The following is a 20,432-nucleotide window of genomic DNA, read 5'->3' as shown; positions in this document are numbered from 1 at the left end:
TAAAAATTTTAAGGAATCAAAGCTCTTCAAGGTCGAGCTTTATCGGCCTTCTCTCCTCCTCGCCAAAGTAGGACTCCTCCTCTTCCTCAACGACAGAGTAGGGCGAGCTGACGCCAGTGACGACGAGGAGGATTCTTATCATCTTGCCAAGCTCTTCGTCAAGCTGAATACCCCAGATGACCTGGGCCTCCGGGTCTAGCTTGCTGGTAACGAGCTCGATGATCTGCTGTGCCTCTTCAAGCTTGACGTCGCTTCCGCTGATGCTTATCAGAGCACCCTTGGCACCGCTGATGTCAACGTCAAGGAGCGGGCTGTTGAGGGCCTGCTGGGCCGCTTCAAGGGCGCGCTTCTCGCTGTCGCTCTCACCGATGCCTATCATAGCTACGCCGCCGTCCTTCATGACGGCCCTAACGTCGTTGAAGTCGAGGTTAACAAGGCCAGGCTTCGTGATAAGTTCGGTTATGCCCTTGACTGCCTGGACAAGTATCTCGTCGGCGACCTTGAAGGCCATGTGGATCGGCAGGTTCGGTGCAACCTCCATGAGCTTGTCGTTCGGGATGACTATGACGGTATCGGTGTTTTTCTTAAGCCTTTCAAGGCCGTACTCGGCGTTTTTGATCCTCCTTATACCCTCAACGGTGAACGGGAGAGTAACAACGGCCACAGTCAATGCTCCCATCTTCTTTGCGATCTCCGCAACGACCGGGGCGGCGCCAGTACCAGTACCACCGCCAAGACCGCAGGTGATGAAGACCATGTCAGCGCCCTCGAGAGCCTCTCTAATTTCCCTCTCACTCTCCTTGGCTGCCTCTTCACCGATCTTGGGGTTGTTTCCAGCTCCGAGACCCCTAGTTAACTCTTTACCGAGGAGAATCTTTTTGTGAGCCCTAACCTTCAACAGATCCTGGGCATCGGTGTTCATAGCAATTATCTTGGCACCCTGGATTCCAACCTGCATCATTCTGTTTATCGTGTTGCAACCCGCACCGCCGACACCGACAACATATATCTTCGCCTGAATCTGTTCAAGGAGCTTCTTAAGCTCCTCGTCAATATCGGATTGAGTTCTAACCTCAGGAGCACTGGCCTGCGGAGCGGCAGAGGTCCTTTCAATTGCGTCTTCAATCAGCTTTAACATGGGTTCACCCTCCAAACAGTTTGATTCCCTCAATTTTTGAGGGAGAGTGGTATATAAACATAGCTAACCCAAACTGAAGGGTAAATGGCCGGCATGTCCTTTAAATGTTTCGGCTTAATCCTTAATAAACTCAAGTCCCAACTCCTCCGCAACCATCTTCGCCATCTGCCGCGTCTCCCCCTTGCTACCCTTCCAGTCAACGTAAATCGCCTCAACACGCTCGGCTGTTCTCTCAATGGCTTTTAGCAGAAGCTCCTTGCTGAGGGGGTGAGCATATTTTGGAGCTATGTGCCCAAAAGCCAAATCGGTCTGAAGTGCCCTCTTTGTCTGCTTCGGGGCGTAGTGCCCCCCACCAATACCAACGGCAACTTTGAACTTTGAATTCTGGTAGTTCTCAAGGACGTACATTATAGTGTCCGCTATAATCTCACCAGCCCTATCGTTGACCCACTCCTCCTCACTCGAACCTATCTCTATGAAAAAGCTTGGCACATCAAGCTCGCTAGGTCCGTGATGTGTCGCCTCGTAGCAGACAGTCCATTCAAGGTCGTTCAGTTCATTCATTTTAAGCAGGGCAAGCTTCATAGCGCTTGGCTGTGCTATTGCAAGGCTTTCATCTTTTCCCCCATAGGGGGCTTTCCCCCAGTTCCCCGTTACGTGGGTTGTAAGAGCTGGAAGCTTCTGTTTGCTGGAGTGCCTGGAAGCGAAGGCTATAATCTCGGGCTTTATTCCCGTCTGGCGCTCGATAGCCTTATCGAGGCCGTCGTAGTAAATCATCTCTTGATTAGTTGTCAGTATCACTACGTCATCCTTCTGATACACTGGACTGCCGTCAAAAAGGAGTTCGCCCTCTTTAAACCCGAAGTTCTCGATGAGCTTCTCCCTGATGTTCATTGAAGCGAGGTCAACTTTGGTCGTCATCACAACTTTCATTTTCAAACACCGCAAAAAGGAGAGAATCAAAGTTTAATAGAGTTTCCTTTTAACGCCCAGACGACGTCATGTTCTTGAGTATCTCTGATATCTCCCTGGTAGTCTGGTTGATTTGCACTGCAACGTTCCGTGCAACTTCATGAGCGTACCTGATAGTAATCGTGACCATAATAAGGGCCAATGCGACCATGAATAGATATTCCAAGGCTCCCTGTGCACGCCTCATCATTTTACTCACCCCTCATGAAATAAAATAGGGAGAAATATATAACCCTTTGGCCTAAGCTCTCAAACGAACGGCACACTCTACTAATACAGCATCACCTCGAAGCCAAGTTCGCTGAGAAGGTCTGAGAGTTCCTCTGGATCAACATAGGCTAAGAGATGGTGGTTTCCAAGCGTGCCATCAACGAACTCTGGGGCATCCTCAAGCTTCAGCCTCACCTGTGTCCTGCAACGCGACTCAAGGAACTCGTTGCCCTCAACTTCAACTCCCGCAACAACGGCGTGCCTCCCGCGTATCTTGAAAAGGGTCGCCTTGCCCGGCAGGAACTCAACCGCAACACCGACTCCCCTACCGCTCTCAAAGTGGGTTCTAAGGATGTACTTTGACACCAGGGGTGCCGTACAGTGGGCGATGATAACGTGGTTTTCGCCGAAATCCGCTAGGTTACCCATAAATGCAGGTTTATCAAAGAACTTCCGGGTTATCACCATGCCGATGAGGGCGTTGAGTTCCCCCTCGCATGCAGCCGGAATTCCCTGGGCATTGAACATGGCAAGGGCGAGGCAGGGGGTAGTTCCAATCTTCCCGATGAGGTCAAAGCACCCAATTGTAAAGCCCTCAAGATGATAGTCTTCAAGAATGCGCTTTATGGCAAAGTATACCCTTCCAGCCTTTGCAAGAGACTCCCTATCAGGCTCTCTAATCTCCTCGGCGTTTTCGACGATTTCCTTAACGGCCTCCCAGCCCCTCTCTTCAGTGGTCTTCCCATAGTACTCATAGAACTTTTTGAGGCTTATGTGAGTGTATGGTATGTCCAGCTTCTCGTTTATCAGCCAGGGAGAAATCCGGCCTATCAAGCCTATCCTGGATTTAAGGAACCTGTTGAGAACATCTTTCATGTCGTCATATGCGAGAAGAGCAGCCTTAAGCTCTTCAGGGCTCTTCACAACGGTAGAGGGAATAAGCCTGTCTCTGAAGTACTCTCTGAGTTCAATTGCAGCTGCGAGAGAGTTGTTGAAAGGGTTCCCGTAAAATACAGTTGGACGTCTAAACACGGAAAACTCCTTAAGAAATCCCTCCGTCCCACCAGTTAGCGGGAACAGAACCAGAGCGTCAACATCATTGAAGTTTATTTTCTCTTTCAGCTTTTTGAAGTCACTCCTTGACTGGATTATTTCCCCTCCGATAACATCAAAATCGGACTCAAGTACTCTAACAAAGTTCGCCGCCTCTTCTCTAAAGGCCTCAGGACTTGCCAGTTCACTGACTCCAAAAACGAGACCGACTTTCATCGAATCACCCAGATTTTTAAGGGAGAGCATCTTAAATAAAGTTGTGGTGGGCATGAAGTTCGTCCTCGATACAAGTATATTCGTGAACCCCGAGGTCAGAAAGAGCTTCGGGAACAGTCCCAGAGAGGCCATGAAAACTTTCCTGGGCTATGCCGAGAAGCTCTTCGGTAGGGTCGAGTTCTACATGCCGCCGGGTATATACCGGGAGGTCATGCACTTCGTCGACAGCGAAGAACTAAGGCCCGCAATAGAGCTGTACATAATCAAGAAGCCCCCTAACGTCCACGAGCTGAAGATACCCGCCTTTGTTGTTTACGAGCTTATAGAGGACATCAGGCGGAGAATAGACAAAGGGCTCAGGGTAGCAGAAAAGGCCGTGAGGGAGAGCGTGCTGGACACTGACAACGTTGATAACATCATCCAGAAGCTGAGGAGGAACTACAGGAGAGCTTTGAGGGAGGGAATCGTTGACAGCAAGGAAGACTTTGAGCTGATACTTTTGGCGATGGAACTGGATGCCACCATAGTGTCAGCGGACGTTGGGATACTCACATGGGCGCAGAAGATGGGTATAAAGTGGGTGGACTCATCAGTGTTCAGGGAAGTGCTCGAAGGACTCGTTGAGAAGCTCGAAGGGAAAAATTTATAAAGCCTCTCCGTCATCGTATCAACGACGCCCCGGTGGCTCAGCCTGGTGGAGCGGCCGCTTGGTAAGCGGCAGGTCGCGGGTTCAAACCCCGCCCGGGGCTCCACAACAGCTTTTCTGGGAACATGATTCTTCAAAAATGATATTTTGAGAGTTTAAAATACACTTCTTTGCTGCTCGCAAAGTTCTTTACAGGACAAGCGAAAAGCTTAAGAAGTACCAGCCATAATCTGCACCGCCGTCCTGGGGGGCCGTGGGGTAGCTTGGTCTATCCTGCGGGCTTTGGGAGCCCGTGACCCGGGTTCAAATCCCGGCGGCCCCACCATAGAAACTTTTCTGGCGAAAAGTTTCATCAAAGAGCGAATGTCCTTTTTTACACTGCCGAGTTTTCAGTGATTCTCTACCCCAATTGGCTGTTTTCAGGGGTTTACTCGCAGTATAACGCCCAATGGGCGTTAAAAAGAAGAAAACCCCCATTACCCCACTCGTGAGCTAGAAGAATCCCCAATTCTCAGCAAATCTCACGAAGACATTCAAACTTTTGCTCAAGCTTTTTCTAAAAGCTTCAGCGCTGGCGGAAGAGAGTGTGCGTTTTTAACTAGCTAGCTTTGAGGGGATTTTCTTTTTGAATGCTGTCTTGGGTTGTGAATTCTATTTTTAATTTGCTCTCTCTTTGTGAGTTTGCTTTTTAATCGACGCCCATAGGGCGTCAAAGTGAGAAAACTCCTTTTCAGCAGGCTGAAACTTAGGGAATTCACTAATGCTAGCTTGTGTATCTTGAAAATCCTCGTAGTAGAGCAATTTTAGAAAGAACCCCAAGCCTTGATCAAACCTCGCGAGGAAGCTTTTGGAAAAAGTTGGCAGTTTAAAAACGGACATTCCATCTTTGATGAAACTTTGCCCTGCAAAATTTCTGTGGTGCGGGGGCGGGGATTTGAACCCCGGAACCCCTACGGGACGGGACCCTAAATCCCGCGCCTTTGGCCAGGCTCGGCTACCCCCGCACTGCCAGATAAAACGAAAATTGAGAAACTTATAAATTTAACTCAGTAGGCAAAAAGAAAGTTCACCTCTCCATTCTCTTAACGCCTTCTGGAGTCCCAACGAGGATTATGTCAGCTATGTCAGCGAATATTCCGTTCTCGACTACGCCGGGTATTGTGTTAAGCTCTATTTCAAGGTCGAGCGGATCCTCAATGCGGGCGAACTTGGCATCCAGTATAAAGTTGCCGTTGTCAGTAACAACCGGACCGTCCTTTTTCACTGCCATTCTAAGCTCTGCCGTCGCGTTGAAGACCTCAAGCTCCTCCGCGATTGCCCTCCACGCGGCAGGGATAACCTCAATCGGCACGGGCATCTTCTGACCCAGGTACTCAACGAGCTTGCTCTCATCGACCAGGACGATGAACATACCAGCCCTATACTCGATGATTTTTTCCATAGTGAGGGCAGCGCCGCGCCCCTTTATCAGGTTCATGTGCGGGTCAACTTCGTCGGCACCATCTACGGCTATGTCTATCGCATCTACTTCGTCAAGGCTCACAACTGGAATCCCCACCTCAAGGGCAAGAAGTCTCGCCTGATGGGAAGTTGGGACGCCGTAAACGTCCTCAAGTTCCCCTTCCATAATGAGCTTTCCGAGGTACTTGATGAAGTAGGCAGTCGTTGAGCCAGTCCCAAGCCCAACTACCATCTCATCTTCAATGAACTTGAGGGCCTCTTTAGCTACGGCCTTTTTCATTTCTTCAACGTTCATACGATCACCCCATGGCAAAGACGCACTTTATTGAAGCGTTTCCACTTTCAACCATTTTGTAGAGCAGGCTCTGGTTTGAATAGCAGACTGGCTGGAAGTCCGTCACGAGAGTGTAGGTCATCATCGTGAAGAAGAGCCAGAACAGGAACCAGCCCCAGAAGGCCTTTCTGAGTATCATCCTTGGCTCGGGAATGTCCTCCGGGAGCTCCCTCACGATTGCTATCACGAACTTATCAACCAGAACGTACAGGAGGAAACCCAGCAGCCAGCCAGCCTCATTGTAATAGGCGAGCAGACCACTGACTATCCCAGTGATTGCCCCCCACAGGTAAACAGTTAGCGAAAACTTGTGCTCGACCGTTAGCTTCACTCTCTCTCACCTAAAGCCAATTGTCTTGGGTGGGCTTTAAAACCTTTCCCGAAGAGAAAAAGAAGAAATCACTTGAGCCTTATGGCGTCTAGGTTGTTGGGAGCGCGGGTGGAGATACCGAACTTCTTATGAATGCTGGAGCTGAGATCGAGACACTTGTGAGCCTCTCCGTGGACGGTTATTATCCTCTCTGGCCTCGGCCTTACCCTAGCCACGTAGCTCATGAGCTCCCTCCTGTCGGCGTGGCCTGAGAAGCCGTCTATCGTGTGGACTTCCATGTTGACGTTAATAACCTCAGTCCTGCCGTCCTCGCCGACTATGGGTATCTCGCGGAGTCCCCTCTGAACCTGCCTTCCTAGAGTTCCCTCGGCCTGGTAGCTGACGAAGATTATGCTGTTCTTCGGGTCCGGTGCGAGCTGCTTGAAGTACTCAACGCTCGGCCCGCCAACGAGCATACCCGAGGTCGCTATGATTATGGCCGGCTCGCCGGAGTCTATTATGTCCTGCCTCTCCCTGCTGTTGGCGACGCTCTTGAATATCGGGTTCAGGAACGGGTTGTAGCCCTCGTGGAATATCTGCTCGCGGATGTGCTTGCTGAGGTATTCAGGATATGCAGTGTGGATTGCAGTAGCTTCCCATATCATTCCGTCAAGATAGATGGGAACGGCTATTCCACCGACGCGGGCGTACTCCTCGAGAACCATCATTATCTCCTGTGCCCTACCCACGGCCATTGCCGGTATGAGCACTTTTCCTCCGCGCTTCAGCGTCTGGTGGATTACCTCTATAAGCCTCTTCTCTGCTTCCTCACGCGGCATCTGGTAGTCGTTGCTTCCACCGTAGGTTGACTCCATGACAAGGGTTTCCAGGCGCGGGAACCTGCTCACCGCCGGTTCAAAGAGCCTTGTCGGTATGAACTTGAAGTCGCCGGTTATGGCTATGTTGTGGAGACCGTTGCCTATGTGGAGGTGGACTATTGATGAACCCAGAATGTGGCCTGCGTTGTGAAGGGTGAGCCTTATGTCGGGAGCTATGTCCCTTACCTCACCATAGTCGAGGGTTATCGTGTGCTTTATTACCTCCTTGATATCCTTCGGCCTGTAGAGAGGCTCGACGCCGTTCATGTGCTGTATCTCGATGAAGTCCTGCTGGAGGAGAGTCATCAGGTCCCTGGTTGGGGGCGTTGTGTAAATCGGCCCGTCGAAGAGCTTGTAGCGGAAGAGGTACGGCAGCATTCCGCTGTGGTCGAGGTGGGCGTGGGTAATAATTATTGCATCGAGGAGGCCCTCATCAAGAACGTACCTGAACTCCGGAGCGTCAAAGTGAGGATAAGCCTTCGTTGGATCCTTGAGTGCAGCAATATTAACACCAAAATCCACCAGAACATAGCTTTCGTCGGTCTGGACGAGGAGAGCACTTCTGCCGACCTCTCGAAAGCCCCCGAGACCCGTTATTCTTATCCATCTGCTCTTGTACTCAGACTTTCTGTAGATGTTCCTTCCGACCTGCCTCAGGAACTTCCGCCTGTCTTTGCTCTCAGTCTGGAGGATACTCCTTATCGAGTATATGGTCTGGCTCTGTATCGGCGGTGTCCTCACAACTCTCGGTGCCCAATGAACTTTCTGGGTGATGAGCCTGAGGGTCTCACCGTTCTTTCCAATCACAAGGCCGGGCTTCCTAGCCTCGATGAGGACTTCACCAACAGAAGGATCAAAGCTTATGTTTGTTATCTCGGCCTCCGGCGGAACGAGCTGCTTTATCAGTTCCTCGGCCTTTTCCGGCGGCAGCAGTATATCAGGGTCCGGGCGGACGCTTATGCGCTTCTTGAGGACTTTGGCGAGGTTTTTGATCAGTTCGCCGTCCTTCATCATGGCCTCAGGGTTCTTGACGTATATGACGAGCTCCGGGCCCTCGAACTCAACGTCGGTAATCCCCGCCTCCCTTGGAACCATTTGAGCTATTATCTCCCTAATTTCCTTTAGAATATCATCAACGAAAGTTTCACGGCGTATCATAGAACCACCTCACTCAAGAAGAGACTTCAGCTCCTCCTCGCTCCACTCACGGTAGCCCTCCTCCGTTATCGTTACGAGGGTAACGCCGCCACCCGTGAAAACATCCCTCTTCGTGGCAGCCTTGATGGCCTTGAGAGCAAGCCTAACACCTTCCTCAAGGGGAATACCATCACGATAGTTCTCCTCCAGAACGGAGAACGCAAACTCCATACCAGAACCAGCCGCTGTAAAGCGGTCTTCGGTTACGCCACCGGCGGCGTCTATTGAGTAGAGCCTTGGGACAGAGTCATAGCCACCTACGAGGAACCACGCCATGTAGGCAAAGCCCCTGCCGCTGTGGAGTATGTTCGATGTAAGGGTCGCAAGTGCCTTAACGCTCATCTCCCTGCCGACCTTGGCACGGTAGAGCTTGGCTTCAGCCCTGAGCAGTCTGACGAGACTGAGGATATCCCCGACCGTTCCAGCTCCGGCTATCGCCAGGTGGTCGTCTATCTGGAACACCTTCGTTACCCCTTCAGAGAGCACCATGTTGCCGAGCGATGCCCTCCTGTCGGCCGCTAGCACTACGCCGTCCTTACATACAATACCGACGGTGGTGGTACCCTTTAGCTTCTCAGTCAAACTACAACACCCCTGGATTTGGTTTTTAGAATAGAAGAACCTCTGAAGGGCCTTTAGGGAAAGAGTATTTAAAGGTTTCGGCAAATTCTGGAAGGGTGTGATGAAATGAGGAAGGAAGTGATACTTCTCACTGGCCCTCCCCTCAACGGACGGGACGAGTACATAAGCGAAGCCCTCGAAAGGGCAAACGGAGAGAGCTACGCCTACTACCACGTCTTTGACTACATCCGCGAGGTAGGAAAGGAGCGCGGAGTTAGAATTACCCGGAAGAACGTCCTCGACTTTGCAATAAGCCACCCCGACATGATGAACGAAATAAGGGACGAGGCCTTCGAGAGGATAAGAAAGGAAATTAACGAAAGCGACAAAAGAGTCCACCTGGTATCGACTCCAAGCCTCTTCCGCTGGGGGAGCGGGAGCGTTATTGGGTTCACCCTGAGCAACCTGAAGCTTTTGGGGCCAGACAGGGTCATCATAATCCTTGATGACGTCCTTTCTGTCAGGAGAAGAATAATAAATGACCCAGAGTGGTTCGAACGCTTCGGTGAAAACCCCGAGAACATCAAGCTGACTACGCTGGTTATGTGGCGTGAGGATGCGATAAATCACGTCAAAACCCTCGTCCACGAGCTGAAAAAGGAGGGAATCAACGTCCGCTACGTCCTTCAGTTCGGCATAAGGCACCCGCACGAGGTCTTCCTCGACCTTATATTCCGGGAGAACAAGAAGCCTCTGGTTTACTTAAGCTATCCGATGACGGGTCACGAAGAAGAGTACTACCACAGAGTCAGGGGCTTCTACGAGAAGCTCAGCGAGCACTTCACAGTCCTTGACCCCGGAGCGCTGGACGACTGGTGGGTTGTGGCCGAATATGACAACCAGGTCAATCGGAACCCCAAGGTCAAGAGAATTAAAATCAAGCACCTCCTCGATGGGGACGTGGTTGAGGAGCTCGACAGGGAGGACATAGAGCAGGCGACCGACATACTCAGGAGACAGCTCGTTGAGAGGGACTTCAACCTCGTTGATGTGAGCAAGGCCATAGCGGTTTACCATTATGCGGAAGGTGTTTCAGCTGGCGTTATCAGCGAGATGGCAGAGGCCTACAGGACTTTAGCAGCGATATACCTCTACTACCCGTTCAAGAGGAGACCCAGCCCGTTCATGGAGTTCTACGGCATGCAGAACCCATCGAGAAGAACGATGTTCAAGGACGAGGACGAAATGATTAGGGCAATGGTGGAAGAAAAGGAGTACTGGACGAAGGCTTAAACGGCTGTTTCTTTATTTTATAACTATTTTTGGATAGTTGCAAGTTGGGCTTCTTAAATCCCTGAGAACCACCAGAATGTTAAGCAAGCAAAAAGTTAAAGGCAATGAAAAAGGGAGAAGAAATCACTTCTTCACCCATCCGCGGTGCTTCATTGCCTCGTAGACCCTGCTGACGGCGACGACGTAGGCAGCGTCCCTCATGTGGATGTTCTTCTCCTTGTGGGTGTTGAAGACGTCCCAGAATGCCTTGGTCATCTTGTCGTCGAGCTTCTTCCTGGTCTCCTCAACCGTCCAGTAGAAGCCGTTTATGTTCTGAACCCACTCGAAGTAGCTGACGGTGACGCCACCAGCGTTACAGAGGAAGTCCGGGATCTGGAGGATGCCCTTCTCGTGGAGTATCTCGTCGGCCTCCGGGGTGACCGGACCGTTGGCGACCTCGGCAACGATCTTGGCCTTGACGTTGTCGGCGTTCTCTTTGGTTATGACACCCTCAATGGCTGCTGGGGCCAGTATGTCGACCTCAAGCTCAAGGAGCTCCTCGTTGGTAATGGGCTGAGTTCCGGGCATGTCCTTGACTGAGCCGTGCTCCTTCTTCCACTTGAGGACCTCGTCAGCCGGTGGGAGTCCGTCCGGGTTGTAGATGCCGCCCTTGCTGTCGCTGACGGCGACGACCTTCATGCCGAACTCCTCGCTCATTATCTTGTGGAGGTAGTAGCCGGCGTTACCGTAGCCCTGTATGGCTATGGTCTTGCCCTTGAGGTCGTCCCAACCGAGGGCTTTGGCGGCTTCCCTGATAGTGAAGGCGGCACCGCGAGCGGTGGCGTCCATCCTAGCGACGATACCGCCGACTCCAGGCGGCTTTCCGGTAATGACACCGAAGGCCGGGCCCTTTCTCCTCATGATGGTCTCGTACTCGTCCATCATCCAGGCCATGATCTTCGGGTTGGTGTAAACGTCAGGGGCCGGGATGTCGGTCCACGGGCCGATGACGTCGTAGACGGCCCTTATGTAGCTCCTCGCGAGCTTCTCCTGCTCCCTCTCAGAGAGCTTCTTCGGGTCAACGATGATGCCACCCTTACCTCCGCCGTAGGGGAGGTCAACGACGGCGACCTTCCAGGTCATCCAGGTGGCGAGGGCCTTAACGGTGCTGAGGGTCTCGGCCGGGTGCCACCTTATACCACCCTTGGTCGGACCGCGGGCCCAGTTGTGCTGAACACGGAAACCGGTGAAAACCTTGACAGAACCGTCGTCCATCTCGACGGGAACGCTAACCTCAACAATCCTCATGGGCCTCTTGAGCCACTCAAGGGCCTCTTCGCTTATGTCCATGAACTGGGCAGCCCTCTCAAGCTGCTGGACAGCCATCTCAAACGGGTCAATCTCGACCATTCATACCACCTCATTTCGGTAATCTGCGAGGTTAGGTTAGGCGTTTGCATATATAAACCTTTCGATAAACAGGCTGGAAAACAGTCTGTTTTGAACAAAAAGTTAAATAGTTAAATTTCCAAAAGAATAAAGGCTAATTCTCGGGGATTTCGCCAAAAGAAGCGATGTACATCGAGAAATTTTTATACACTGAAGGACTTTTACGTTCACCAAAGTTCATAAAAATGATGAAATGCCCTCAGCGAGAAGTCGGTCATCACATCTCAGCTCACTCTCTTTCCAATCATCGGGCAACAGGCCATAGGGAAGTCGTGTTTAAAACGATTTTTCCGCCCGTTTCAAAAATTGTCGGGATGTCTAAAAACCACATAACGAGTCAAGATAGATTTGAAAAAGTGACAAAAATTGGATATTGATTATTTTACGCCCAAGTAAATCGTCTTTTGTCGAAAACTACCGTTCAAAAGCTTTTTATACCACGACTGAATATATACAAAGTGCCCGTACTATGGGCACGTAAGTCCAATTAAATACCAACGGAATCGGAGGTGAGATATAATGGAAGCCCAAAGGGATCAATGGGCGACCAAGCTCGGTTTAATTTTGGCCATGGCTGGAAACGCAGTCGGTCTCGGTAACTTCGTGAGATTCCCAACCCAAGTTGCCCAAAACGGTGGCGGCGCCTTCATGGTGCCGTACTTCATAGCGCTGTTCTTCTTAGGTATTCCAGTGATGTGGGTTGAGTGGGTTGCCGGTCGCTACGGTGGCAAGTATGGTCACGGTACCCTCGGCCCAACGTATTACCTCATGGCAAGGGAGAGCCTCAAGCCCAGGAGCGCGTTCTGGTTCGGTGTGATATCAGGAATGCTGGCATTCTCACTGACCGTGCTCCTCAACAGCTACTACCTGCACCTGATCGGATGGTCGGCCGCTTACACATACTTCAGCGCGGCAGGTTCCTACTTCGGACAGCCCACAGGGGAATTCTTCAGCAACTACTTAAGCAACCACGGCCAGGTCATGCTCTTCTGGGGCATAACGGTGATTCTGCTTGCGATTGCAGTCGGCCAAGGTGTCAGCAAGGGTATCGAGCGCTGGGTCAAGGTAATGATGCCGCTCCTGTACATCTTTGCAATCCTAATGATAATATACATATTCACCCTAGGCTCCCCAGTTGACCCGAACTGGAGCACCATAGACGGCTTCCGCTTCATCTGGACTCCGAACTGGAGCTACCTCGGCGACCACCTCTGGCAGGTCATGTTGGCCGCGACCGGGCAGATATTCTTCACGCTGTCCCTCGGTATGGGCATAATCCAGAACTACGCCAGCTACCTCGGCCCGAAGGATGATGTAGCTCTCTCAGGTATAGCCACCGTTTCACTCAATGAGTTCGCCGAGGTCGTTCTCGGTGGTTCAATAGCCATACCGCTCGCCACCGCCTACGCTCCGAAGATAGTTCCACCCGATGTTCTCCAGCAGGGCAAGACCGCCGCACTCGAATGGATAGGCCAGAAGTTCGGCCTTGGATTCTCGTACACCAGCCTTCCGAACGTCTTCGTCAGCATGGGCGACATAGGAAGGCTCTTCGGCGCCCTCTGGTTCCTCCTGCTGTGGTTCGCTGGATTCACCTCAGCCATAGCAATGTACAACTACCTCGTCGCAATGCTCGAAGAGGACATGCACATCAAGAGGTCAGTGGGTACATGGGTGATATTCCTCGTGTACCTCATAGCGGGTCTCCCAGTCATCTACATCAACGGCTACATGGATCAGGTCGACGCATGGGTAAGCTTCCAGCTAACTCTGCTGGCGTTCTTTGACATAATCATTGCAGTGTACCTCTTCAAACCCGACAACTTCTGGAGGGAGCTTCATGAGGGAGCCTGGATCAGGGTTCCAGAGTTCTACAAGTGGGTTACCCTCTACATCGCACCGCTGCTGCTCCTGATACCCATGATCGGCTACTTCAAGCCGCTGGTTCAGACGACCCTTGAGTGGCCGGCTAGACTGGCAATAATCCTCATGTGGATCCTCGGTGCCATCGAGAGCTACTACGCAATCAAGAAGAAGTACAAAGAGGAGCTCGACAAGAACGAGGTAATCATCAAGGTCTGAGGTGATGGCAATGGAGAGCTGGGTAATCTACATGTTGATAGCATGGGCAGTAATTCTCGGCATGGTGTACTGGAGCGTTAGCAAGCTCCTAAGCGCCGAGAAGGAAGCGAAAGGATAAGGTATTAAATCCCTTCTTTCCCTTTTTGATTTGGGGGTGTTCTCGTGAAAAGCAGGGATATTCTTCTGGAGACAGCCGAGGTTCTTGAGTCCACACTCGATAAAGTCGACAGGCTCAAAGTGCTCTCGGAGAAAGAGAAGGAGGCCGTTAAAACCAAACTTAAAAACGCGGCGGCGAATTTCAAAAAGCTGGCTGAGGAATCTGAGAAGGACAACGAGGAACTTGCAGAGTTCTTCAGGAAGAAGGCAAAAGAGGTAAAGCTGGCGAGCATTGACAAGAAAATCGAGGAGATGGGGAAGAAAGAGTATCTGAAAATGGTCAACCGGATCGAGCTTTACTCCCGTTCAGCTGAGTACGACTTCAAGCCAGAAAAACTGGCCGAGCTGAAAAAAGTGTATCGGAAGTACATCTTCGGGATGACGTCGTTCTTCATCCTCACGGGGATTTACTTGAATCAATTCCTGGCGGTGACGGCTCTAATCCTTGCGATACCGATAATACTCTCGATGCTTGCCCTTCAGAGGAGGGGCTACCTCGGGCTTCTGCTGGCATATTCAGCAATACCAATACCCCTGATAGTCGGCGCAATGGCGGCAAGCTACGGAATCAGGGCCCTCAACGATCCAGCAAAGATCGCGGAGATAGCTGGACACCTTAACAAGAGCACTACCTTTGCGCAGGGATACCTTGTCGTCCTAACGCTCCTCGCAGCGGTAGAACTCTACCTCCTGATCAGCGCCGCAGTAGGGCTTTACAAGCACAGGCACGCTTTCCTTTAGCGGAGGGCCTCCTCTCCCCTTTCCCCGGTCCTTATTCTCACGACATCGTAAACTGGAAGCACGAATATCTTGCCGTCTCCGGGGGTTCCCCTCCTGGCGTGCCGCACTATTATCCCAATGACATCCTCAACGTCCTTGTCTGGGACAACGATCTCGATCTTCATCTTCGGCAGAAGGTCGTAGGGCGGGATACCACCCTGAACGCCGCGCCCCTGAACTGGATAGGCCGTTAAAGAAACGTAGCCCGCACTCTTCAGCGCCTTCTTGACAGTCTCAAAGTCTTCCGGCCTGAGAATTGCCTCAACCTTCTTCATGATACCACCAGAATAATTTGGAAAAAGTTGCCAAAAAGGTTTCGAAAAGTAAAACCTCACTCCACTTGAGCTATGAACTTTTTCAATCTCTTGGTAGATATGCCGGTCTTTCTGGCGAGGTCTTCTATGTCGGCGTTCTTCAGGTCTTCAATGGTTTCAACGCCGGCCCTCTTGAGCTTTTGGAAGGTCTTCGGACCGATGCCCTTTATGGACAGCAGGTCTGAAGGCTCGTTAGAAAGAGTTTTCTTGCCTGTCGTGACTCTCTTAGAAGCATCCGCTTTTCTGGACGACTTCTTTGATTTTGAGGACTTTCTCTTCCCCCTCTTTGAGGCTTCGACGGCCTTTTTCTTGATGTCTCTGGCCTCTCCCCTTACGGGCTTGACTCTCTTCACGGTTAGAGCCAGAGAAGTCGCCTTCTCCGTGAGAACTTTGGGTTTCTCCCCAGCATCATCTTTCTCGGGCGGAACCTCAGGAGGTTCAACATACTCCTCAAGCTCCGGTGGGTTTTCGCTGACGTAGGGCTCGACAACGATTGGTCTGAAAGGATTGTCGCGTTCTTCAAGCTCTTCGAGGAGCTTAACGTCGAACTCGCCGGTCTTGACGTATTTTATCAGTTCGTTGGCAAGCCTGTGGAAATCCCTGCTGTGAATGATAACCCTCCTCTTGGCGTACTCCTTTGCCTGTCCGGTCGTTATTAGGAACTGCCAGTCGCTTGCCTCCAGTATCAAAAGCTCCCTCGCCAGCTGCTCTATCGCCCTGTCCATAAGCTTATCCCTTCCGCGGAAGCGGCTCGCTATTGCTACCATCCTGTCCTCCGCGCGGTATATGTGCGGCCATGTCCACTCAGTCTCCTCGTTCCACCATGTCGAATGGTCGGAGTTTGCCCCCCAGGAACCCTCTGGAAGCTCTATTTCGTGCTTTTCTCCTGAGTACTTCTCAAGGAACCTTGAGAGCGTCGGTGTCTCTATTCCCCGCTGGTGGAGAAGCTCAAGAACTCTTCCAAGCCACTTAACCCCCTCGAACCACCAGTGGCCAAAGAGCTCGGTATCGTAAGGGGCAACTATGATGCCCTTCTCGCCGAACTTCTCCTCGTGATCTCTCAGGAGTCTCTCAACTAGCGAGACGAAGTGCCTGGCGTGCTCTTCAACGCGCTCCATCGCCTTGTCCGGGTCGTAGAACTCCTTCTCGCCAAGGTCAACTTCCTTGCTCGTTATCCTCCAGTACTGCCCGCCGCTCTTGGGTGCCTTCTTGTGGAACTCCCTGTACCAGAAGTCGCCAGGATAGCCGTAGTGGGCGCTCCATACTTGGTGGCCAGTCTCTCTGTTGCGGGCGAATACAGCGACGTTTGAGCCCTTTATCCAGTAGGGCCTCAGGGTGGTTTTTTCAGTCTCGACAAGGGGAACCTCCCCGTAGACCTTGCTAGCCGGGCCCTCGTCAATAAGCGTGCTCTCCACGAAGAAGTACTTCAGCCCGAACTCCTCAAGGAACTTTTCTATTCCCTGCCTTTTTACCTTTCTCCCGCCCGGAAGCTCCCACTCACCTTCTGGACGGTAGGCACATTCAGGAAGCCATATCCCCTTCGGCTTCCTTCCAAAGTGCTTCTCATAGGTTGCAACACCGTTGGCTATCTGGGCCCTTATCGCCTCGTCCCTTCCGAGGAGCGGGAGGTAGCCGTGGGTCGCGGCAGAGGTAATCACCTCGACGTAGCCCTGATCCTGAAGCTCCTTCAGCTTGCCGATTATGTTCCCATTTATTGCCTTCCAGTATGCGTAAACCTTTTTGAAGTAGTTGAGCATGTAAGAAACTGCCTTCTCGTCGTACTTCCCTAACTTCAGGTCCTCTTCCATTGCCTTCAGCTTTCTTTCCATGTACTCCTCAAACGCCTTCTTCATGTACTCGTCGGTTAACTGTTCTGCCAGCACCGGCGTAACGTTTATCCCTATGCCGAACTTTACTCCCGAGTCCCTGAGCCTCTCAAACTCCATTAGCAGAGGGATGTAAGTCTCGCTTATCACCTCAAAGACCCACTCCTCCCCGAAAGGCCACTTTCCGTGCTTCCTGACGTAGGGAATGTGAGTGTGAAGGACAAAAGTCAGATATCCTCTCATGGTATCACCGGGAGTGGTTACACACCTGAGTATTTAACGTTAGCGTGTCCTCAATTGAGCCCCAGCAAAAAGATGTACATCAACAACTTTGGGGAAAAGTTAATTTAACGTCACCTGCTAAATATTGGAGGTGAGCCCAATGGAGTCCCTAAAAAAGGAAGCGGGTCCGGGCATTTTGATGGGTATCGTTGGCGTGCTCTTGTTGGGGGCGATAATAAAGACTCTTGCAATGCCCCTCAGTGATGTCTTGAAGCTTGGGGGAGTTATCTTCGACATAGGAGTTGCTGGACTGGCATGGGTCTTTCTTGACGAGGCTCTGGAAAGTGCCAAGTCCGACTTCTACCGTGCCATTCTGGCAATAGCCGCGGCAATCCTTGTAGCCTTTGCGTGGTAATTCCCCAAAAGATAAGTCCTTATAAACTCCCCTTTCAACTTTTCTCGGGTGAGAGAATGAAGGAAGAAATGAGCAGCATTGACATACGATACATCGTGCACGAACTTCAATGGCTGGTCGGTTCTCGCGTTGACAAGGTTTACCACGATGGCGACGAGGTGAGGTTCAAGCTGAGGACGAGGGAAGGAAGGGCAGACCTCATCCTAGAAGCGGGAAAGCGGTTCCACCTCACGAGCTACATCAAAGAGGCCCCAAAAACCCCTTCGAGCTTCACGATGCTCCTGAGGAAGCACCTAGGTGGCGGCTTCATAGACGCCATAGAGCAGCACCAGTTCGACAGAATTGTCAAGATCAGAATTGGAGATTATACACTCATCGGCGAGCTCTTCAGGAGGGGCAACATCATCCTCGTGGATTCCGAAAACAAAATAGTCGCCGCGCTCCGTTATGAAGAGTACAAGGACAGGGCAATAAAGCCGAAGGCAGAGTACAAGTTTCCCCCGGCCAGAGAGAACCCTCTTGAAGTGTCTTTTGAGAGGTTCCTTGAGCTGATGAGAGAAAATGAGGAGCTTGAGCTCGTCAGGGCTTTAGCTAGAAAGCTCAACATGGGCGGGATGTACGCGGAGGAAATCTCACTAAGGGCAGGCTTCGAGAAGACGACGCCTGTCAAGGAGCTAAGCGACGAAGACCTGAAGAGAGTCTATGATGCAATGATCGAAACTTTTAACGACGAACCGAGGCCGAATATAGTCTTCAAAGACGGAGCTATGCACGACGTCGTCCCGATAGAGCTGAAAATCTATGAAGGGTTCGAGAAGCGCTATTTCCCAACATTTAGCGAGGCCCTGGATGAGTACTTTGGGAAGATAACACTCGAGAAGGCCAAAATAGAGCAGACGAAGAAGCTCGAAGAGAAGAAGAGACAGCTGATGGCTACTCTCAAAAAGCAGGAGGAGATGCTCAAGGGATTCGAAAAGGGTATGAAGGAGAACCAGGAGATAGGAGATTCAATTTACGCCAACTACGCCCTCGTGGAGCGCCTTCTGGAGGAGTTCAAGAAGGCCACAGAAAGCCTCGGCTGGGATGAATTCAAGCGGAGGATAGAGGAGGGCAAGAAAGCAGGAAACAAGGTTGCGCTGATGGTCAAAGGGACAGACCCGAAGGAGAAGGCCGTAACGATAGAGCTCGACGGCAAAAAGGTGAAGCTCTACCTTGAGAAGAGCATAGGCGAGAACGCCGAATTTTATTATGAAAAGGCCAAGAAGTTCAGGCACAAGTACGAGGGTGCTCTGAAGGCCTACGAAGACACGAAGAGGAAGCTGGAGGAAGTGGAAAAGCTAATTGAGGAAGAGCAGAAGAAGGAGCTGAAAGTGAAGAAGCTCGAGAGGAGAAAGAGGAAGTGGTTCGAGAAGTTCCGCTGGTTCATCTCAAGTGAGGGCTTCCTAGTTCTGGCAGGAAAGGACGCGAGCACCAACGAGGTTCTCGTCAAGAAGCACATGGACGATAACGACCTCTACTGCCACGCGGACGTTTACGGCGCTCCGCACGTCGTCATAAAGAACGGCCAGAAGGCCGGGGAGAAGACAATCTTCGAGGCCTGTCAGTTCGCAGTTTCCATGAGCAAGGCCTGGAGCCAGGGCCTATACTCTGCCGACGCCTACTGGGCCTATCCCAACCAGGTCACGAAGCAGGCCCCGAGCGGCGAGTACCTCGGTAAGGGCGCCTTCATGGTCTACGGAAAGAGGAACTGGATGCACGGCCTTCCGCTCAAGCTGGCTGTGGGTGTGATAAACCACGAGGGCGAAGAATACGTCGTCTGTGCGCCGGTTGAGGCCCTCAAGGCTCACACCAATAGATACATCGTCATAAGGCCCGGATCGATGAAGAAAGGAGAGCTCGTGAAGAAGCTCCGCGGAATACTCAAGAAGTGGGGCTACGAGATAAGGGAAGAAGACCTGAACGCTATCCTCCCCCCGGGAGGAGGAGAGATAGTGGAAGTAGTGGGTTAGAGGAGTTCCTTCCCAGTTCCCGTCATGACGAGTTTGCCGTGCTTCACTCCCTTGAGGCTCAGGAGCCTATCCGCGATTTCTTTTATCCTCTTAGCCTTTCCTTTGACTATGACCACCTCAAGGCAGTTGTGCTCGTCCATATGGACGTGAATGCTCGAGATTATCTCGTTGAGGTAATCATGCTGAAGGTCGAGGAGCTCCTTAACAACGTCAGCCTCGTCATGGTTGTAGAGCATCGTTATCGTCCCTGCGACTTCCTGATCTCCCGCCTCCCACTCGTGCCGCACTATGAAGTCCCTCATAAGGTCCCTTATCGCTTCGCTCCTGTTAACGTAGCCCTTCTCCGCTATTATCTGGTCAAACTTCTCGAGGAGTTCTCCAGGCACGGACACACCAAATCTTATGATCCTCATGCCACCACCTTTACGATGTTCTCGCAGAAGTTAAAAAGGTGTTCGAAGAATAGTCTCGGTGAGGGATAAGAATGGGAGTCGAGGAGCTCTATCAAATAGCGAAGGAGGAATTCGCCGAGGATCTAATTTTTGAGTTAGAGGGGAACCCCCTCACAGTATCTATAAAGGGATTGCTCCTGGCGAGAGTTAAATCAAGCACGTACAACTTTTCGTTCTTCGAGGTAACTGAGAATGGGAGTGTTCTGGCTGTTCAAATGAAGTACTTCGTTGTCTATATCGCCTTTGAGACTGACGAAGAACTAAGTGAGGAAGAGTTCGCTGAAATGGGAAAGGCCCTTCTGGAGTATCTGACTCCAAAGATAGCACTGCTGACTACAAAGGCAGAGAAGTTATACAGGGGAAAGGCTGACATCCTGCTTGACGATGGGATGAGTCCAGACCTGAGGGAGTTTATGTACTCCCTCCTTATGAAGCACAGAAAGGGCGAGAGTCCATACGAACAGACCGAGGCCGCATAGGGT

The 20,432-nt window shown here is 51.5% G+C and carries 20 protein-coding genes and 3 tRNA genes; 10 read left to right on the top strand and 13 right to left on the bottom strand.

All coding sequences use genetic code 11. The annotated features are described in order from the left end of the window. Positions 1-16 precede the first annotated feature (16 nt). From ftsZ to A0127_RS08030, 4 genes are all read right to left on the bottom strand, one after another. Positions 17-1,138, bottom strand: a complete 1,122-nt coding sequence (ftsZ, locus tag A0127_RS08045; protein WP_062390187.1) for a cell division protein FtsZ — start codon at positions 1,136-1,138, stop codon at positions 17-19. A gap of 114 nt (positions 1,139-1,252) precedes the next feature. Continuing rightward, on the bottom strand, positions 1,253-2,071 hold the full coding sequence (locus A0127_RS08040) for a D-aminoacyl-tRNA deacylase (RefSeq protein WP_062390185.1): 819 nt from the start codon (positions 2,069-2,071) through the stop codon (positions 1,253-1,255). 49 nt (positions 2,072-2,120) lie between these two features. After that, entirely contained in the window at positions 2,121-2,300 is a 180-nt protein-coding gene (locus tag A0127_RS08035) for a class III signal peptide-containing protein (RefSeq protein WP_054841250.1), read from the bottom strand. Positions 2,301-2,380: 80 nt separating this feature from the next. After that, on the bottom strand, positions 2,381-3,589 hold the full coding sequence (locus A0127_RS08030; protein WP_062390182.1) for a hypothetical protein: 1,209 nt from the start codon (positions 3,587-3,589) through the stop codon (positions 2,381-2,383). A 52-nt stretch (positions 3,590-3,641) separates the two neighbouring features. Here A0127_RS08030 and A0127_RS08025 point away from each other — a divergent pair, with 52 nt between their 5' ends. The 3 genes from A0127_RS08025 (at position 3,642) to A0127_RS08015 (ending at position 4,560) form a co-directional block, all read left to right on the top strand. Further along, positions 3,642-4,238, top strand: coding sequence for an RNA ligase partner protein (locus tag A0127_RS08025; protein ID WP_062390179.1), 597 nt, complete (start codon positions 3,642-3,644; stop codon positions 4,236-4,238). A 26-nt stretch (positions 4,239-4,264) separates the two neighbouring features. Beyond that, positions 4,265-4,341 (top strand) — tRNA-Thr (locus A0127_RS08020). 141 nt (positions 4,342-4,482) lie between these two features. Continuing rightward, positions 4,483-4,560, top strand: a tRNA-Pro gene (locus tag A0127_RS08015). 591 nt (positions 4,561-5,151) lie between these two features. Here the strand turns inward: A0127_RS08015 and A0127_RS08005 are convergent. The 5 genes from A0127_RS08005 to psmB all read right to left on the bottom strand — a co-directional run bounded on the left by A0127_RS08005 (position 5,152) and on the right by psmB (position 8,997). Then, positions 5,152-5,239: transfer RNA gene (locus A0127_RS08005), tRNA-Leu, on the bottom strand. Between the two features lie 62 nt (positions 5,240-5,301). Continuing rightward, entirely contained in the window at positions 5,302-5,991 is a 690-nt protein-coding gene (gene rpiA, locus A0127_RS08000) for a ribose-5-phosphate isomerase RpiA (protein WP_062390172.1), read from the bottom strand. Positions 5,992-5,995: 4 nt separating this feature from the next. Then, positions 5,996-6,361, bottom strand: a complete 366-nt coding sequence (locus A0127_RS07995; RefSeq protein ID WP_062390168.1) for a hypothetical protein — start codon at positions 6,359-6,361, stop codon at positions 5,996-5,998. Between the two features lie 68 nt (positions 6,362-6,429). Then, a complete protein-coding gene (locus tag A0127_RS07990; protein ID WP_062390165.1) occupies positions 6,430-8,376 on the bottom strand; it encodes a beta-CASP ribonuclease aCPSF1 in 1,947 nt (648 codons plus the stop codon). Between the two features lie 9 nt (positions 8,377-8,385). Continuing rightward, the gene (gene psmB, locus A0127_RS07985) at positions 8,386-8,997 is read right to left on the bottom strand and encodes an archaeal proteasome endopeptidase complex subunit beta (protein ID WP_062390163.1); all 612 of its coding nucleotides are present in this window, start codon (positions 8,995-8,997) and stop codon (positions 8,386-8,388) included. Positions 8,998-9,102: 105 nt separating this feature from the next. Between psmB and A0127_RS07980 the strand changes: the two genes are divergently transcribed. Next, positions 9,103-10,269: a P-loop NTPase family protein gene (locus tag A0127_RS07980; protein ID WP_062390160.1), complete on the top strand. Its 1,167-nt coding sequence runs from the start codon at positions 9,103-9,105 to the stop codon at positions 10,267-10,269. Between the two features lie 123 nt (positions 10,270-10,392). Here the strand turns inward: A0127_RS07980 and gdhA are convergent, their stop codons facing one another. After that, complete coding sequence (gene gdhA / locus A0127_RS07975; protein ID WP_062390157.1) at positions 10,393-11,658, bottom strand: glutamate dehydrogenase; 1,266 nt, start codon at positions 11,656-11,658, stop codon at positions 10,393-10,395. Positions 11,659-11,822: 164 nt separating this feature from the next. Here gdhA and A0127_RS10615 point away from each other — a divergent pair, with 164 nt between their 5' ends. From A0127_RS10615 to A0127_RS07965, 3 genes are all read left to right on the top strand, one after another. Then, positions 11,823-12,074, top strand: a complete 252-nt coding sequence (locus A0127_RS10615) for a hypothetical protein (RefSeq protein WP_197463572.1) — start codon at positions 11,823-11,825, stop codon at positions 12,072-12,074. Between the two features lie 142 nt (positions 12,075-12,216). After that, positions 12,217-13,776, top strand: coding sequence for a sodium-dependent transporter (locus tag A0127_RS07970; protein WP_062390154.1), 1,560 nt, complete (start codon positions 12,217-12,219; stop codon positions 13,774-13,776). Positions 13,777-13,938: 162 nt separating this feature from the next. Beyond that, the gene (locus tag A0127_RS07965) at positions 13,939-14,673 is read left to right on the top strand and encodes a hypothetical protein (protein ID WP_062390151.1); all 735 of its coding nucleotides are present in this window, start codon (positions 13,939-13,941) and stop codon (positions 14,671-14,673) included. Here A0127_RS07965 and A0127_RS07960 read toward each other — a convergent pair. Beyond that, complete coding sequence (locus tag A0127_RS07960; RefSeq protein ID WP_062390148.1) at positions 14,670-14,987, bottom strand: P-II family nitrogen regulator; 318 nt, start codon at positions 14,985-14,987, stop codon at positions 14,670-14,672. The genes A0127_RS07965 and A0127_RS07960 overlap by 4 nt on opposite strands. Positions 14,988-15,043: 56 nt before the next feature. After that, positions 15,044-17,095, bottom strand: coding sequence for a 1,4-alpha-glucan branching protein (locus A0127_RS07955; RefSeq protein WP_062390144.1), 2,052 nt, complete (start codon positions 17,093-17,095; stop codon positions 15,044-15,046). A gap of 139 nt (positions 17,096-17,234) precedes the next feature. Here A0127_RS07955 and A0127_RS07950 point away from each other — a divergent pair, with 139 nt between their 5' ends. After that, the gene (locus A0127_RS07950) at positions 17,235-17,489 is read left to right on the top strand and encodes a hypothetical protein (RefSeq protein WP_062390141.1); all 255 of its coding nucleotides are present in this window, start codon (positions 17,235-17,237) and stop codon (positions 17,487-17,489) included. Positions 17,490-17,545: 56 nt separating this feature from the next. Then, positions 17,546-19,498, top strand: coding sequence for a ribosome rescue protein RqcH (rqcH, locus tag A0127_RS07945; RefSeq protein ID WP_062390137.1), 1,953 nt, complete (start codon positions 17,546-17,548; stop codon positions 19,496-19,498). Here the strand turns inward: rqcH and nikR are convergent. After that, the gene (gene nikR, locus A0127_RS07940) at positions 19,495-19,911 is read right to left on the bottom strand and encodes a nickel-responsive transcriptional regulator NikR (RefSeq protein ID WP_062390132.1); all 417 of its coding nucleotides are present in this window, start codon (positions 19,909-19,911) and stop codon (positions 19,495-19,497) included. The two genes, rqcH and nikR, sit on opposite strands and share 4 nt — an antisense overlap. A gap of 71 nt (positions 19,912-19,982) precedes the next feature. On the opposite strand from nikR, the gene A0127_RS07935 reads away from it, so the two are divergent. Further along, complete coding sequence (locus A0127_RS07935; protein ID WP_062390129.1) at positions 19,983-20,429, top strand: hypothetical protein; 447 nt, start codon at positions 19,983-19,985, stop codon at positions 20,427-20,429. Positions 20,430-20,432: the final 3 nt, after the last annotated feature.

It is taken from the genome of Thermococcus peptonophilus (assembly GCF_001592435.1).
Taxonomy (GTDB): domain Archaea; phylum Methanobacteriota_B; class Thermococci; order Thermococcales; family Thermococcaceae; genus Thermococcus; species Thermococcus peptonophilus.
Note: the sequence above shows the minus strand (reverse complement) of the source record. Positions and strands in the feature narration are given on the sequence as shown.

Excerpts from the sequence above, each read along its gene's own strand:
- ftsZ (WP_062390187.1), bottom strand. The coding sequence starts at position 1,138 with ATGTTAAAGCTGATTGAAGACGCAATTGAAAGGACCTCTGCCGCTCCG.
- A0127_RS08040 (WP_062390185.1), bottom strand. The coding sequence starts at position 2,071 with ATGAAAGTTGTGATGACGACCAAAGTTGACCTCGCTTCAATGAACATC.
- A0127_RS08035 (WP_054841250.1), bottom strand. The coding sequence starts at position 2,300 with ATGATGAGGCGTGCACAGGGAGCCTTGGAATATCTATTCATGGTCGCA.
- A0127_RS08030 (WP_062390182.1), bottom strand. The coding sequence starts at position 3,589 with ATGAAAGTCGGTCTCGTTTTTGGAGTCAGTGAACTGGCAAGTCCTGAG.
- A0127_RS08025 (WP_062390179.1), top strand. The coding sequence starts at position 3,642 with ATGAAGTTCGTCCTCGATACAAGTATATTCGTGAACCCCGAGGTCAGA.
- rpiA (WP_062390172.1), bottom strand. The coding sequence starts at position 5,991 with ATGAACGTTGAAGAAATGAAAAAGGCCGTAGCTAAAGAGGCCCTCAAG.
- A0127_RS07990 (WP_062390165.1), bottom strand. The coding sequence starts at position 8,376 with ATGATACGCCGTGAAACTTTCGTTGATGATATTCTAAAGGAAATTAGG.
- A0127_RS07980 (WP_062390160.1), top strand. The coding sequence starts at position 9,103 with ATGAGGAAGGAAGTGATACTTCTCACTGGCCCTCCCCTCAACGGACGG.
- gdhA (WP_062390157.1), bottom strand. The coding sequence starts at position 11,658 with ATGGTCGAGATTGACCCGTTTGAGATGGCTGTCCAGCAGCTTGAGAGG.
- A0127_RS10615 (WP_197463572.1), top strand. The coding sequence starts at position 11,823 with ATGTACATCGAGAAATTTTTATACACTGAAGGACTTTTACGTTCACCA.
- A0127_RS07970 (WP_062390154.1), top strand. The coding sequence starts at position 12,217 with ATGGAAGCCCAAAGGGATCAATGGGCGACCAAGCTCGGTTTAATTTTG.
- A0127_RS07960 (WP_062390148.1), bottom strand. The coding sequence starts at position 14,987 with ATGAAGAAGGTTGAGGCAATTCTCAGGCCGGAAGACTTTGAGACTGTC.
- A0127_RS07955 (WP_062390144.1), bottom strand. The coding sequence starts at position 17,095 with ATGAGAGGATATCTGACTTTTGTCCTTCACACTCACATTCCCTACGTC.
- A0127_RS07950 (WP_062390141.1), top strand. The coding sequence starts at position 17,235 with ATGGAGTCCCTAAAAAAGGAAGCGGGTCCGGGCATTTTGATGGGTATC.
- rqcH (WP_062390137.1), top strand. The coding sequence starts at position 17,546 with ATGAAGGAAGAAATGAGCAGCATTGACATACGATACATCGTGCACGAA.
- nikR (WP_062390132.1), bottom strand. The coding sequence starts at position 19,911 with ATGAGGATCATAAGATTTGGTGTGTCCGTGCCTGGAGAACTCCTCGAG.
- A0127_RS07935 (WP_062390129.1), top strand. The coding sequence starts at position 19,983 with ATGGGAGTCGAGGAGCTCTATCAAATAGCGAAGGAGGAATTCGCCGAG.